This is a genomic window from Mesorhizobium sp. WSM4871, from assembly GCF_055811295.1.
In genome coordinates, this window is record NZ_JBVVPU010000011.1 from 211,779 (window position 1) to 226,162 (window position 14,384).

Genomic DNA, 14,384 nt, shown 5'->3' on the forward strand with positions numbered 1-14,384 from the left:
CAAGGGCGGGTTGTGTGCGATGCGGTTTCACCTCACGCACCAACGGCTTCGTCAGCCGGCGCTTCCTGGGCCGCAACCTCGTCCTCGGTGATCCAGCCAGCCTTGAGGCGGGCAGCCAGAACCATCTGCTCGGCATCGGCGCGCGACACGCCGTGATTGGCAAGCACCCCGGGGAACACCTTCGTCTCGCCGTCCTTGCGTTCCTTCCATCCGGTCAGATCGTCGGCGGCATAGCCGGCGAAGTCCTCGATCGTCTTCACGCCGTCCTCGCCGAGCGTCACCATCATGGCGGTGGTGACGCCGGGGATCTCGCGCAATTCGTCCGTCACGCCCAGCGCCTTGCGCTTCTCGTCGTGCTCGGCCTCGATCTTCTCGAGATATTCGCGGGCGCGGGTCTGGATTTCCGAAGCGGTGTCTTCGTCGAAGCCGTCGATCGAAGCGATCTCGCCGGCATCGACATAGGCGACCTCCTCGACGCTGGTGAAGCCTTCGGAGGCGAGCACCTGACCTACCATCTCATCGACGTCGAGGGCTTCCATGAACAGCGCCGAACGCTCAACGAATTCCTTCTGGCGACGTTCGCTCTCTTCCTGCTCGGTCAGGATGTCGATATCCCAGCCGGTGAGCTGCGAGGCAAGCCGCACGTTCTGGCCGCGGCGGCCGATGGCCAGCGAGAGCTGGTCGTCCGGCACCACGACCTCGATGCGCTCGGCATCCTCGTCGAGGACGACCTTGGCGACTTCTGCCGGCTGCAGCGCGTTGACGATGAAGGACGCGGCCGAAGGCGACCACGGAATGATATCGATCTTCTCGCCCTGCAATTCGCCGACCACCGCCTGGACGCGGGAGCCGCGCATGCCGACGCAGGCGCCGACCGGGTCGATCGATGAGTCACGCGAGATGACGGCGATCTTGGCGCGCGAACCCGGATCGCGGGCCACCGACTTGATCTCGATGATGCCGTCGTAGATCTCCGGCACTTCCATGGTGAACAGCTTGGCCATGAACTGCGGATGGGTGCGCGACAGGAAGATTTGCGGGCCGCGCTGCTCGCGGCGCACGTCATAGACATAGGCGCGGACGCGATCGCCATATTTGTAGTTCTCGCGCGGGATCAGCTCGTCGCGGCGGATGATCGCCTCGCCGCGGCCAAGATCGACGATGACGTTGCCGTATTCGACGCGCTTGACCGTGCCGTTGACGATCTCGCCGATGCGGTCCTTGTATTCGTCATACTGGCGATCGCGCTCGGCCTCACGCACCTTCTGCACGATGACCTGCTTGGCCGACTGGGCGGCGATGCGGCCGAAGTCCATCGGCGGCAGCTGTTCGGCGATGAAGTCGCCGAGCTGGGCGTCGGGATTGCGCTCGCGCGCCGAGGAAATGGCGATCTGCGTGGCGTAGTCGTCGACCTTCTCGACCACTTCCATCAGCCGCTGCAGCTTCATCTCGCCGGTGTTGGCGTTGATGTCGGCGCGGATATTGGTCTCCTGGCCGTAGCGCGAGCGCGCTGCCTTCTGGATCGCATCGGCCATGGCGGCGATGACGATCGACTTGTCGATCGACTTTTCACGCGCGACCGCGTCGGCGATCTGCAGCAGTTCAAGCCTGTTGGCGCTTACAACCATTTCTTTTCTCCCGAGCTTGTTGCCGAGCCTTCGCCCGGCAGCCCAATCACATTTCCTATTCGGTTTCTTCCGTGGCGTCCGCTTCCGCGCCCTCTGGCGCGTCGTCTTCGGGTTCGCCGCGGCGTTTCCTGGCTTCCTTGCGCGCCCTGTTGTCCTTCGACAGGGCATCGCGGATGAGATCGTCGGTCAGCACCAGCCGCGCATCGGCAATCGCGTCGTAGGGCACGCGCACCGTCGGCTCCTCGCCATAGGCGGCCTTGTCGCGAGCGATCAGCACGTCGTCCTCACCGGCCTCGGCGATCTTGCCCTTGAAGCGTTTGCGCTCGGCGACCAGGACCGAGGTTTCCATCTTGATCAGATGGCCGGTCCAGGTGACGAAGTCCGACTTGCGCACCAGCGGCCGGTCGATGCCGGGCGACGACACTTCGAGATGATACGCCTTTTCGATCGGATCATCGACATCGAGCGCCGGCGACACCGCGCGGCTGACCTCTTCGCAATCCTCGACAGTCATGGTGCCGTCCTCGCGTTCGGCCATGATCTGCAGCGTCAGCCCGTTCTGGCCCGACAGATGCACCCGCACCAGTCGGAAGCCGATGCCGCGCAGCACCGGCTGCACGATCAGCGCGATACGCGCATCGATGCCGCTTTCGCGGATGATGCGGTCGTCGGCCTGGCTTGTCGCTGCGGTCATTCGATCCTGTCGCTGTCTTTTCCGTGACTGGCCGGCAGGTAATAAAAAAGAGCGGGACCGGGTGGACCCACTCTTCGTCATACCGACCAAGAATTTGAGGCTGATATAGACGATACCGGCCGGCGTTTCAAGTCTGCTTGGAAGCCCTGTGTAGATCGGGCAGCAGATGGGTAGCCCGGCAATGATGTGACCGACCGAGGAGGAGATGGGCAGCCTTGCGCCTGACGCAGGGCGACCATGCAGTAACGCCGCTGTGATTGGAGACGCCCCACACCTATCTATGTTGCATTGCACAAAGAGCGCGCGGTGGCGCGCGAAAGGTTTGATATCATGAGCAGCCGTAAACTGTTTTCCGCCATTGGCGACATCTTCACCACATTCGGCAGCGCCGTTGCCGCGTCGAGAGCAGTCGAGGCTGGCCGCAAGCCGCGCGCCGGCGATCTGCGCAAGCTCGGCATGGACCCGGCCGCCTTCGACAAGATTGGCCGTTTCTGAAGCGAAGCATCTGGCGTAGGGCTTGGCCCATCCGAGCGTCACGCTGAGGGTGGTATTTCCGAAAAGGCGCTATTTTCTGATGAAGGTGAGATAGGCCGGCCGCCGGCCCTCGCGAATGGCCTTTGCCTCGTAGCGCGTCCCCGGCCAACCCTCATAAGGCTGATGCCAGTCGGCCGCTTCGCCGGCCTGCCAGGCGAACGTATGATGCGCCCGGCAGTTGAGCAGCGTCCAGTTCACATAGCTGTCGATATCGGAGGCAACGCGGAATTTTCCGCCAGGCTTCAGGACGCGCGCGAAACGGTCGAGATTGAGCGGACTAACGAAGCGGCGCTTCCAGTGTTTCTTCTTCGGCCAGGGATCGGGGTAGAGAAGGTCGATACCGTCGAGCGAGGCTTGCGGCAGCCAGTCGAGCAGGCGCGTGGCGTCATCATCATAAACCCGAAGATTGGCAAGCGGCCGTTCCCTGACCGCCATCATCATCTTGGCCATGCCGTTGACGAAAGGCTCGACGCCGATAAAGCCGGTCGCCGGAGCCGCCGTCGCGCGGTGCAAGAGGTGCTCGCCGCCGCCGAAACCAATTTCGAGATGGATGGCGCCGACATCGGCTTCGAACAGGCCGCGCAGATCGGGCGCCGCCGCCGCCGTCAACTCGAGCCTGTATGTCCTGAAGCCGGTTTCCAGTGCCGCCTGCTGTTGCGGGCGGATGGTCTTGCCGCGCCGGCGGCCGAAAAACGCTTCGGTCGCACGGCTTGGCCGGTCTCTCGGATCCCGGTCTTTCGGGTCCATGGGCGCCGCGGCTAGGCGGCGACCGGGTCGGCGACCGCGTCCTTGAGCGCCTTGGCCAGATCGGTCTTCTCCCAGGAGAACGACCCGTCACGGCCGGCCTTGCGGCCGAAATGGCCGTAGGACGACGTCTTGGCGTAGATCGGCTTGTTGAGATCGAGGTGGCGGCGGATGCCGGACGGCGACAGGTCCATTACGCTGCGCAGAGCCTGCTCGAGCCTTGCCTCGTCGACCTTACCGGTGCCGTGCAGGTCGACATAGACCGACAATGGCTGGGCGACGCCGATGGCGTAGGAAAGCTGGATGGTGCAGCGGTCGGCGAGCTTGGCCGCCACGACGTTCTTGGCGAGGTAGCGCGCCGCATAGGCGGCGGAGCGGTCGACCTTTGTGGTGTCCTTGCCGGAGAAAGCACCGCCGCCATGGGGCGCCGCGCCACCATAGGTGTCGACGATGATCTTGCGGCCGGTCAGGCCAGCGTCGCCGTCAGGGCCGCCGATGACGAACTTGCCGGTCGGGTTGATGTACCAGTTGCAATTGTCGGCGATCTTGAGATCGCCAAGCGCCTCGCGGATATAGGGTTCGACGACCTTGCGGACCTTCTGGGAATCCCAGCTCGCATCGAGATGCTGGGTCGACAGGACGATCTGCGTTGCCTCGGCCGCCTTGCCGTCGACATAGCGGACCGTGACCTGGCTCTTGGCATCCGGACCAAGCCGGCCGGCATCGCCACTGCCTTCATGGCGCGCAGCAGCCAGCAGTTCGAGGATCTTGTGGCTGTAATAAATCGGCGCCGGCATCAGATCCGGCGTCTCGCGGCAGGCGTAGCCGAACATGATGCCCTGGTCGCCGGCCCCTTCCTCGCCCTGGCGGTCGGACGCATTATCAACGCCCTGGCCGATATCCGGCGACTGGCCATGCAGCAGAACGTCGATCTTTGCCGTCTTCCAGTGGAAGCCGGCCTGTTCGTAGCCGATTTCGCGGATGGCCTTGCGGGCGACCGATTTGAACTTCGCCGGATTGACGATCGGATGGCCGGCGGCATCCTTCAGGATGTTGCCTTCCTTGTCCTTCTTGAGCAGCGTATCGGGGACGCGCACTTCGCCGGCGATGACGACGCGGTTCGTGGTCGCCAGCGTTTCGCAGGCGACGCGGACCTTCCAGGGGTCCATGCCGGTCTTCCTGGCCTCGCGATAGACCAGATCGACGATCTCGTCGGAGATACGATCACAAACCTTGTCGGGATGGCCCTCGGCAACGGATTCCGAGGTGAAGAAGTAGTTCTGCCGCGTCACGGGTGTCCCCTCTCGAAAAAGTATCGGCAGGCTGCCGATCCTGGCGCGCCACGTGTTAGCGGTGCCAGCCGCCGCTCGTCAAGCGGGGTCTCCGCCCCGGCGTGAATTTCGATGCCATTATCTTCGTATCCTGGACGGCTCCAGGGCGCCGCCGTCGTCCCTTGCTTTTTCACAGGTCGCAAGAAAAAGGGCTTTGGGGACGCGTGTCGAGCAAAACCGATCCCGTCCCGTGGTGTCCATGGAACGCGAATTCCACAATGTCCGCGACTGCGGGAATTTGCGTGCCCCGCTACGACGCTCCCGGTCTTTTTCGACCTTCTCAGCGGCCTGCCAGATCAATCAACTTCCCGGATCAATCAACTTCGTCGACGGAAAGGGCTTTCACCAGTTCGATGATCTTGCGGCGAACCTTCACGTCGGCGATCTTGACGAAAGCCCGGTTGAGCTGGAGACCTTCCGGACTGCCGCAGAATTCAACGGCAAAAGTCATCGATGCGTCTTCGGCAAACCCGCGGTTACCCACGGCCTCCTGGCCCGGCGCGTCCTCGAAAAAGAAGGCGACAGGCACGCCGAGAATCGAGGCGATTGCCTGCAAGCGGCTGGCGCCGACGCGATTGGTCCCCTTTTCGTACTTCTGGATCTGCTGAAAGGTGATGCCGAGATTCTCACCCAGCTTTTCCTGACTCATTCCCAACATGTTGCGCCGAAGCCTGACACGACTTCCGACATGGATATCGATAGGATTCGGTTTCTTCTTGTTCTCTTCTGTCATTATTTTTCCTCGCCGAATTTTTCCGGCTTTTTTCTATTTTTTCCCGCCCAAACTAAGCTAGCGGCCAGTGCCCCAACACTACCACCCACCGACTTCGAGAAACTTCAGGCGCTTACAGTATGAGTTTCTAATGTGTCGACTGTCAATTCACCCGTAGCCTCTGCCTTACATTCAATGCGCAAGCTGCAAGGGCAAGAAGCAACATGATCAGCATTCCGTTAATGCGTCTTTGGCCGGAGGAGACGATGGCTTGATTGGAAATCGGCACGCGGACATCTATGGCTCCGCGGGCGTCGATCGCCAGCGCATCGACGATGCGTCCGCGCGGATCGACCACGGCGGAAATGCCGTTATTGGCTGCGCGCAAGAGGGGCACCCCGTTCTCCACCGCACGAACCTGCGCCTGTCTGAAATGCTGGTAGGGGCCAGGCGTGTCCCCGAACCACGCATCGTTCGTGACGTTCACAATAAGCTCGGCTGACGTTGCGTCAACCGCTACCAGGTCGGGAAAGATGACTTCATAGCAAATGAACGGAAGCGCACGGATGCCGCCGGGAAGCGTGATCGGATGCCGTTCATTGCCGGCCGCGAAATTCATCGGCCCGGCGACCAGCTGCTCGAGCCCGAAGCGGCCGAGCAATCCGGCGAAAGGCAGATATTCTCCAAACGGCACCAGGTGAACCTTGTCGACGGCGTCAGCGATTTCTCCCTTGTCGTCGATGGCCACCACGGAATTGTAGTACCGGGCGTCGGCGCTTGCCGCCGAGCCGCCCTCCTCCCGGACGACGCCGGCGATCAGCAATTGGCCGTTGCTGAGCATATTTCCCAACGCGGTCAGCGCATCGGGACGTTCGGTGAAAAGAAACGGCACGGAGGTTTCCGGCCACAGGATCAATTGCGGCTTGCCGTGGCCAGGCTCGGGCGTCTTGGCCGAGAGCCCCATCATGGTGGCGAAGATGCGGTCGCGCACCGAAGCGTCCCACTTCTCCGAGAGGTCGACAGCCGGCTGCACGATACGGACATCGAGACTCCGCTCAGCCGGCTTCTCCGGAGCGGCAAGCCTGACATAGCCGAAGCCGACATGGCCCGCGACGAGGACGACAAGCAATGCGGTACCCAGGCGGATATGCCGGCGCGCCGCAAGCAGGGCAGGCAGCGCGAAGACGAAGACCGCCAGCGCGTTCATGCCGACCATACCGGTCACCGACACGCTCTGCATCAGCAAGGGCACCGGCATCGCGGCGTAGCCGATCGCATTCCAGGGAAAACCGGTGAACAGGAACCCGCGCAGCCATTCCGCCAGGGCAAAGCCGAAGGCAAGGGCTGCGATGCGGCCGATGTCGTTGCTCCACAGCAGCCGGGCAACCACGGTCGCGAAGCCGTAGAAGAAGGCGAGCGCCAGCGGAATTCCGACCACGGCGAAGGGAAGTGCCCAGGCGAAGCTGTCAGCCTCGACCAAAAGCGCCTGGCCGATCCACCACAGGCCGGCGAGGAAATAGCCGAAGCCGAACCACCAGCCGATGGCGAAAGCCGGCCGCAGACGCCTGAGCCAACCATCGGAAGCTTCGCCGGTCGCGCCATCGAGCAGCCAGACCAGCAGCGGAAACGAAACGAAACAGACGGCGAAGAAATCGTAAGGCGCCTGGGCAAGAACCGCCAGCGCCCCGGCAAGGAACGCCACCAGCGCGCGCCGCCAACCCCATAGCAGAATTATCCGGCCGGCCAGGCGCTCCATGCACATTTCCCGAGTCGCGCGAATCAGGGAGCAAGATTTATCAGGCTGCGGTCTGGGCACCAAACGACCACGACGTTTGCAGTCCTTAGTCAAGAATGGCATGCTGCCGATCGTTATGGGAGCACACCTCGATTGAAGCGATTTTCCGTTCTCTACGTCTTCTCAGCATCCTGATGGTTTCCATTCCCAGTGCTCTACTGCTGTTCGTGCTGATACAGCCTTGGACCGGAAGATTTGCAATATCTGATTTTTGGCTCGCCTTCGTTTCAAGTCATGGTCCAGGGTTGATCGTTCTCGGTGTTTTTGTTTCGCTTTATTTGCTTCGAAGTCATACCAAATGGGGATGGGTGATCGGTTTTGTCGGTTGTGCTTTCCTGAATGTTGTTTTGTGGGGAGGACTGGCGCTCACGTCTCCTCCATCACCACCTAATGCGTGGGAGGAGTACACCGATTTAACGATCGTGCTTGCTATCGCAGCTATTCCAAGCGTTGCGATTTCGGCGATAGCCGGCGTCCTCTTCAGTGGAATTGCAAATGGCGCTCACGACCCGCTAAGGTACTTATTCAGACCGAGACACTAATCCTACTGCGTCATGTTTTTGACTGAACAGCAATCCTTACCGTTGGCGCTGCCCCTCACTGTCCTGCCGGACATCTCTCCCCGTATAGTGACGGGGAGAGGATGCCGGCAGGCAGGTGAGGGGCAGCGCCAAGGGACGACAATTATCAATAATGGATATGACACGGTAGAACTAATAGCGTGACTTTACCTAGGCCTGTTCGGCGCGGGCGGCGCGGCGGCGGCGCTCGCTCTTCTGGGTCTCCACGATGCGCACGCGCTTGACCCGGCGCGGATCGGCATCCAGCACATGGAATTCGAAGCCCGGTATGGCCTGCACCACCTCGCCGCGGGCCGGAACGCGGCCAAGCGTGTTGAAGATCATGCCGCCGATGGTGTCGACATATTCGCCATGCTCGCCGGCGGCGAAATCCTCGCCGATCATCTTGGTCACATCATCGATTTCGGCCTTGCCATCGACGACGAACACGCCCTCGCCGGTCTGGGTGATCATCGGCTCGTCGTCGTCATGCTCATCCTCGATGTCGCCGACGACCATCTCGACGATGTCCTCCAGCGAAGCGAGGCCGTCGGTGCCGCCATATTCGTCGATGACCAGCGCCATCTGGGTGCGCGTCGTCTGCATCCGCGCCATGAGATCGGAGGCGAGCATGGACGGCGGCACGAACAGCACCGGGCGGATCAGGTTGAGGTCGCCGATGGTACGCGCGAGATCGACCTTGGCGAGATCGAGAACCGTCGCGACCGGCGTCTTCCTGGTCGTCCTGCCCTTCTTGACGCGGGCGATCTTGGTGATGTGGGCCAGCACGTCGCGGATGTGGACCATGCCGCGCGGGTCGTCGAGCGTCTCGGAATAGACCGGCATGCGGGAATGGCCCGACTGCTCGAACAACCCCAGAAGATCGCCGAGCGTCGTGGTGATCTCGACCGCCTCGATGTCGGCGCGCGGCACCATGACGTCCTCGACGCGCACTTCGCGCAGGCGCAGGATGTTGTTGAGCATGGCCCGCTCGCCGGGCGAGAAAGATTCCGCATCGCTCGTCGTCTCGGCGAGCGCGCCGGCGATCTCCTCGCGCAGGCTGGTGCCGTTGCGTTGCCTGAACAGGCCGAGCACGCGATCGAACAGGGAAGGACCGGCAGGCGATGGCTCGCTGGCGATGCTGCCGGTCGTGGTACTCGGACTCGAGCCCTCTTCCGCCGTTTCTGAAGGCTTGGTCGCACTGCCGGCGTCGGGGCGGGCGGCAGTTTCTGGTTTGTCGTTCATCGTCGTCCGGTCAATTGGTCTTTTTTAGTTACGCGTAGGGATCGGGAATGGCAAGCCTCGCAAGTGCTGAGCGCTCGATCGCTTCCATCTCCTCGGCTTCGGTGTCGGTCTCGTGGTCGTAGCCCAGCAGATGCAGCAGGCCGTGGATGACGAGGTGGGTGATATGGTTGTCCAGGGGCTTGTCTTCCAGTGCCGCTTCCCGCGCCACCGTCTCGGCGGCCAGCACGATGTCGCCCAGCATCGGCGGCAGCGGACCGCTCTTCACGAAAGGAAAAGCCGGGAAGGACAGGACGTTGGTCGGCTTGTCCTTGCCGCGCCAGTTGGCGTTGAGACCGCGGATATGGGCGTCGTCGGAAAAAACGATGCTGAGTTCGGAATGCCCGGCCGCGCCGGTTTCGGCGAAGGCGGCCAGCACGGCGCGATCAACCAGCCGCGTCAGCGCCGCCTCGTCGGGCCAGTCTCCCGCTTCGACCGAGATATCGATGTCGGCGGGAACCGAAAAATCCCCGTCGCCGGACTTTCTGTCTTCAGCCATGCGGCCGCATCGTCACATCAGCTCTCGGCGTCCAGGCCACGCGCCAGCTTGCCGTCGCGATCGTAGGCCTTGACGATCTCGGCGACCAGCGGGTGCCTGACGACATCGCCTTCGTTGAAGCGCACCGTCACCATGCCGGTGACGCCGTCAAGGATCCTCAACGCCTCGACCAGACCCGACTTGGTGTTTGGCGGCAGGTCGATCTGGGTCGGATCGCCGGTCACGATCATGCGGGAATTCTCGCCGAGCCGGGTCAGGAACATCTTCATCTGCATCGGCGTGGTGTTCTGCGCCTCGTCGAGGATGACGGCGGCGTGCGCCAGCGTGCGGCCGCGCATGAAGGCCAACGGCGCGATCTCGATCACCTCGGCGGCGATCGCGCGCTCGACCTTGTCGGCCGGCATCATGTCGTAAAGCGCGTCATAGAGCGGCCGCAGATACGGATCGACCTTCTCCTTCATATCGCCAGGCAGGAAGCCAAGCCGTTCGCCGGCCTCGACGGCGGGGCGCGACAATACGATGCGTTCGACCATGCCGCGTTCGAGCAGCATCGCCGCATGCGCCACCGCCAGGAAGGTCTTGCCGGTGCCGGCCGGGCCGATGCCGAAGACAAGCTCTGACCGCTCCAGCGCGCGCATATAGGCGTCCTGGTTGAGCGAACGGGCGTAGATCGTCTTCTTACGCGTCGATATCTGGGCCGCGGACACTTTGCCCTTGCGCTCCAGCGTCGGCAGCGTCAGTTGATCATCGGCGGCGATCGCCATGCGCACGGCGCCATCGACGTCCGACTGGCCGATGTCGACGCCTTTCTGGAGAATGCCGTAGAGATTGTCCAGGGCGCGCCGCGCCTGTTCGGCGGCCGAGGCGGATCCCTTAATGGTCAACTGGTTGCCACGCGAGCGGATGTCGACGCCGAGCTTCTGCTCAAGCCTGGCCAGATTCTCGTCGAACTGGCCGTAAAGGGCGCTGGCAAGCTTGTTGTTGTCGAAAGTCAGAACGATGTGCGCCATATCTGAGGCCCCTGAAGGTGGATTCTGGGGCAGGTTCTTCACTTCGGCAGCGCTCAACCGTCTCTCCTCATCTGCCGAGACCCTCAGGCCAATTCGGCGAACAGGCTGTTGTAGCCCGTCTTCGTGATTCGTACCTGGATAATGTCACCGATTTCGCCGGCCTTTTCATCAACAATAACCGGCTGCAACCAAGGCGAGCGGCCGACCTTCTGGCCCGCCTGGCGGCCCGGCTTCTCGATCAGCGTGTCGATGGTGCGACCGACCAGGCTCAAGCCGAAATCCTGCTGCTGCTTCAAGAACAGCGCCTGCAGCCGCTGCAGGCGCTCGTCCTTGATCGCTTCCGGCACGTGGTCGGCCATCTCGGCGCCCGGGGTGCCGGGGCGCGGCGAATATTTGAACGAGAACGCCGAGGCGTAGTTCACCTGGCGCACGAGTTCCACCGTCGCCTCGAAGTCCGCGTCCGTCTCGCCGGGGAAGCCGACGATGAAATCACCGGAAAGCGCGATATCCGGCCGCGCGGCACGGATGCGGTCGAGCAGCGCCAGATAATCCTTTGCCGTGTGCCTGCGATTCATCGCCTTGAGGATGCGATCCGAGCCCGATTGCACGGGCAGATGCAAATAAGGCATCAACGAAGGCAGGTCGCGATGAGCCGATATCAGCTCGTCGTCCATATCGCGCGGATGGCTGGTGGTGTAGCGCAGCCGCGCCAGTCCGGGGATCTCGGCCAGCCTGAACAGCAGCCGGCCAAGGCCCCATTCCTCGCCGTTGTCGCCCTGGCCATGCCAGGCATTGACGTTCTGGCCAAGCAGCGTCACCTCGCGCACGCCGGCTGCCGCCAGCCGTTCGGCCTCGGCGACGATCTGCACGACCGGCCGTGAAACCTCGGAGCCGCGCGTATAGGGCACGACGCAGAAGGTGCAGAACTTGTCGCAACCTTCCTGCACGGTGAGGAAGGCGGTGACGCCACGCTTGATGATCTCGGCGCGCCGGGGCTGCGGCAAATGATCGAATTTGTCTTCGATGGCGTAGTCGGTCTCGACGATCTTTTCGCCGCCGCGCACCCGCGCCAGGACATCGGGCAGACGGTGATAGGTCTGCGGGCCGATGACCAGATCGACGGCCGGCGAGCGGCGGATGATCTCGGCCCCCTCGGCCTGCGCCACGCAGCCGGCAACGCCGATCAGCATCTCGCGCCCGGCCTGAGCCCGTTCGGCCTTCATCTCGCGGATGCGGCCGAGCTCGGAATAGACCTTTTCCGCTGCCTTTTCACGGATATGGCAGGTGTTGAGCAGCACCAGATCGGCCTCGCCGATGGCGTCCGTGGCGACATAGCCATCGGCCGCCAGCGCATCGGTCATGCGCTGCGAATCGTAGACGTTCATCTGGCAGCCATAGGTCTTGACGAAGACCTTTTTGGCTGCGGCGGACGGCAACGCCGCGCTTTCGGCGGCAATGTCGGTGTCGGGCAGCTCTATCGTGTTCAAATCCATCCGGCGGCTTCTAACGCCTTTTCGTGACAAAAAACAGACGATTCTGCCTGATCCTGTTCCGGCTTACCGGCTCGGACGCGGGTCGGCGAGCGCCGCTCGCATCATGTCACGCACCTGGCTTTCCATCAGCCTTGCCGTTTCCTTGCGGTTGGAGCCCTTGGAAAAGGCAACGGGATCACCGAAATGCACCTCGACGTCGAGACCGCCTTGCGCCATCAGCACCTTGAGGTGCGGCATCAGATCCTCATCGCCGATCCAGGCGGCGATCGGCCGATGGCGGCGGCCGAGCGGCACGCCGTGCAGGCGCGTATAGACGATCGCCACCGGCTGGATGAAGACCTGTTCCGCAGCCCCTTCGGAGATCGCCATCGAAGCGGCGCCGAACAGCGTGCTCTTGAACGGCAGGACCATGTTGCCGTCGCCGGTCGAGCCTTCGGCAAACAGCACCATGGCGTCGCCCTTGGCCATGCGGCTGGCGATCTCGCTCGCCTGGTCGCCCGATGAACGTTTGCGCTCGCGCTCGATGAAGACAGTGCGCTGCAGTTTGGACAGCATGCCGATCAGCGGCCAGCCTTCCATGTCAGCCCGGGCGATGAACTTCACGTCGACCATGGAGCCGAGCACCATGATGTCGGTCCAGGAGATGTGGTTGGACGCAACCAGCAGCGGACGCTTGTCGGACAGCGCACCCCTGACATGGATGCGCATGCCCAGCGCCCTGACGATCAGCCTGTGCCAGATCTTGAGGATGAACGTTTCCGGCCACCAGCCGGTCTTCATCGACAGGATCTGCAACGGCACGAGAATCAACGAGCCGGCGACGACAAGGCCCAGCGCCAGGAAAATCCTGATTTTTCCGATCATGCGGTCCTGGCCCTGCCCCGACGTGCGTCCACTTTCGGGCCTGCGCTAGCGAAGATCGCGGCGCATGACAAGCGCGCCGGTGGGGCCGTGCTCCGGCGATCTGTAGTAATTGGCGCGCTTGCCGACCTCGCGGAAGCCCAGCCGCCGGTAGAGCGCGATGGCGGCGGTATTGGTCTCGTCGACCTCAAGGAAAAGCGCTTCGGCGCGCTGCGCATGCAGCTCGCGCAGCACGGCATCCATCAATTGCCAGCCGAGCCCCTGGCGGCGATGGGAGCGCGCCACCGCGACCGTGAGGATCTCGCCTTCGCCAGCCGCCAACCGCGCCAGCACGAAGCCGACCGGCGGCTTGCCGCCCTGTCCGGTCTCGCGGGCGGCGTAGCCGAACACCGTGTCCTGCTCGAGCAGCGCGGCGAACTCGCCATCTGTCCAGGGCCGGACGAAATCCTCGCGATGCAGCACGGAAACGGCCGGGCTGTCGGCAATCGTCAGCGGTTCGAGCGCATAGTCCCTGCGGCGCGGCTGGAGGAAGGGAATGCGCATCAGTTTTTCTGCCTTGATAGGATGAAGCCCGCTTGCGGCTTGGCGTCGGCGCCGCGCAAATAAAGTGGCTTTGGCCTTTCGCCTTGGCGCTTTTTATCGGCATATTGGGCGGCACCCAGCCGGGCATAGACGGCGATGTCGGCAGTGGCGCCTGTCGGACCGATGTCGAAGGTCCGGCCAGCCGATGCCGCTACCTGCGTTGCCGCCGTGCCGGCAAGAACAGGAGAACCGTCAACCGCCATGCCGACGGCTTGCAAAAGCGTGGTCACGGCCGGACCATAGCGCAGAACCGAGCCTTCGTCGTAGAATGCCGCGTGGATTTCCTCGCGCCCGGCGTCAAGGGCGGCAAGCGCCGCGCGGCCGGGAAATGCCGCCACCGCCTCCGCCGCCAGTGCTTCCAGCGTCGTCACCCCGATGGCCGGGATTTTCAGCGCCAGCGCCAGGCCACGCGCCGCCGACACGCCAACGCGCAGGCCGGTGAAGGAGCCTGGGCCGACGGAGACGACGATGGCGCCAAGGCCGGCATAGCCGGTTCCGGCGGCTTTCAATGCCTGATCGATGACTGCCATCAGATGCTCGGCATGGCCCTTGCCGAGATCGAGCACCGAACGGCCAAGCTCTTTGCCGGCCACCGCGTCATAGACGCAGGCGGCGCAAAGGTTGGCGGCACAGTCGATGGCAAGCAACTTCATAAGGTGG

The 14,384-nt window shown here is 63.1% G+C and carries 14 protein-coding genes; 1 reads left to right on the forward strand and 13 read right to left on the reverse strand.

The window, feature by feature from the left end; genetic code table 11:
• Positions 1-32: 32 nt before the first annotated feature.
• Entirely contained in the window at positions 33-1,628 is a 1,596-nt protein-coding gene (nusA, locus tag AC0L2H_RS22945) for a transcription termination factor NusA (protein ID WP_473592331.1), read from the reverse strand.
• Positions 1,629-1,683: 55 nt separating this feature from the next.
• Positions 1,684-2,322 (reverse strand): ribosome maturation factor RimP, encoded by a 639-nt coding sequence (gene rimP, locus AC0L2H_RS22950; protein WP_473592332.1) that lies wholly within the window; start codon positions 2,320-2,322, stop codon positions 1,684-1,686.
• A 330-nt stretch (positions 2,323-2,652) separates the two neighbouring features.
• Between rimP and AC0L2H_RS22955 the strand changes: the two genes are divergently transcribed.
• Positions 2,653-2,817 carry a hypothetical protein gene (locus tag AC0L2H_RS22955; protein ID WP_473592333.1) on the forward strand — a complete coding sequence of 55 codons (165 nt, stop codon included), beginning with the start codon at positions 2,653-2,655 and terminating at the stop codon, positions 2,815-2,817.
• Between the two features lie 69 nt (positions 2,818-2,886).
• Here the strand turns inward: AC0L2H_RS22955 and trmB are convergent, their stop codons facing one another.
• The 11 genes from trmB to tsaB form a co-directional block, all read right to left on the reverse strand.
• A complete protein-coding gene (gene trmB / locus AC0L2H_RS22960) occupies positions 2,887-3,603 on the reverse strand; it encodes a tRNA (guanine(46)-N(7))-methyltransferase TrmB (RefSeq protein WP_473592334.1) in 717 nt (238 codons plus the stop codon).
• An 11-nt stretch (positions 3,604-3,614) separates the two neighbouring features.
• On the reverse strand, positions 3,615-4,892 hold the full coding sequence (metK, locus tag AC0L2H_RS22965; RefSeq protein WP_473592335.1) for a methionine adenosyltransferase: 1,278 nt from the start codon (positions 4,890-4,892) through the stop codon (positions 3,615-3,617).
• Positions 4,893-5,244: 352 nt separating this feature from the next.
• Complete coding sequence (locus tag AC0L2H_RS22970) at positions 5,245-5,664, reverse strand: helix-turn-helix domain-containing protein (RefSeq protein WP_107649427.1); 420 nt, start codon at positions 5,662-5,664, stop codon at positions 5,245-5,247.
• Positions 5,665-5,806: 142 nt separating this feature from the next.
• On the reverse strand, positions 5,807-7,399 hold the full coding sequence (gene lnt / locus AC0L2H_RS22975; RefSeq protein ID WP_473592336.1) for an apolipoprotein N-acyltransferase: 1,593 nt from the start codon (positions 7,397-7,399) through the stop codon (positions 5,807-5,809).
• 770 nt (positions 7,400-8,169) lie between these two features.
• Positions 8,170-9,243: a hemolysin family protein gene (locus AC0L2H_RS22980; RefSeq protein ID WP_097574343.1), complete on the reverse strand. Its 1,074-nt coding sequence runs from the start codon at positions 9,241-9,243 to the stop codon at positions 8,170-8,172.
• Between the two features lie 28 nt (positions 9,244-9,271).
• On the reverse strand, positions 9,272-9,778 hold the full coding sequence (gene ybeY / locus AC0L2H_RS22985; protein ID WP_473592337.1) for an rRNA maturation RNase YbeY: 507 nt from the start codon (positions 9,776-9,778) through the stop codon (positions 9,272-9,274).
• Positions 9,779-9,795: 17 nt separating this feature from the next.
• Positions 9,796-10,788: a PhoH family protein gene (locus tag AC0L2H_RS22990; RefSeq protein ID WP_245437063.1), complete on the reverse strand. Its 993-nt coding sequence runs from the start codon at positions 10,786-10,788 to the stop codon at positions 9,796-9,798.
• A gap of 83 nt (positions 10,789-10,871) precedes the next feature.
• Positions 10,872-12,281: a tRNA (N6-isopentenyl adenosine(37)-C2)-methylthiotransferase MiaB gene (gene miaB / locus AC0L2H_RS22995; protein ID WP_473592338.1), complete on the reverse strand. Its 1,410-nt coding sequence runs from the start codon at positions 12,279-12,281 to the stop codon at positions 10,872-10,874.
• A 63-nt stretch (positions 12,282-12,344) separates the two neighbouring features.
• Entirely contained in the window at positions 12,345-13,145 is an 801-nt protein-coding gene (gene olsA / locus AC0L2H_RS23000) for a lyso-ornithine lipid O-acyltransferase (protein ID WP_473592339.1), read from the reverse strand.
• A 45-nt stretch (positions 13,146-13,190) separates the two neighbouring features.
• Positions 13,191-13,685 carry a ribosomal protein S18-alanine N-acetyltransferase gene (rimI, locus tag AC0L2H_RS23005; protein ID WP_107649420.1) on the reverse strand — a complete coding sequence of 165 codons (495 nt, stop codon included), beginning with the start codon at positions 13,683-13,685 and terminating at the stop codon, positions 13,191-13,193.
• On the reverse strand, positions 13,685-14,377 hold the full coding sequence (gene tsaB, locus AC0L2H_RS23010; RefSeq protein WP_473592340.1) for a tRNA (adenosine(37)-N6)-threonylcarbamoyltransferase complex dimerization subunit type 1 TsaB: 693 nt from the start codon (positions 14,375-14,377) through the stop codon (positions 13,685-13,687). The genes rimI and tsaB overlap by 1 nt, the downstream gene beginning before the upstream one ends.
• Between the last annotated feature and the right edge of the window lie 7 nt (positions 14,378-14,384).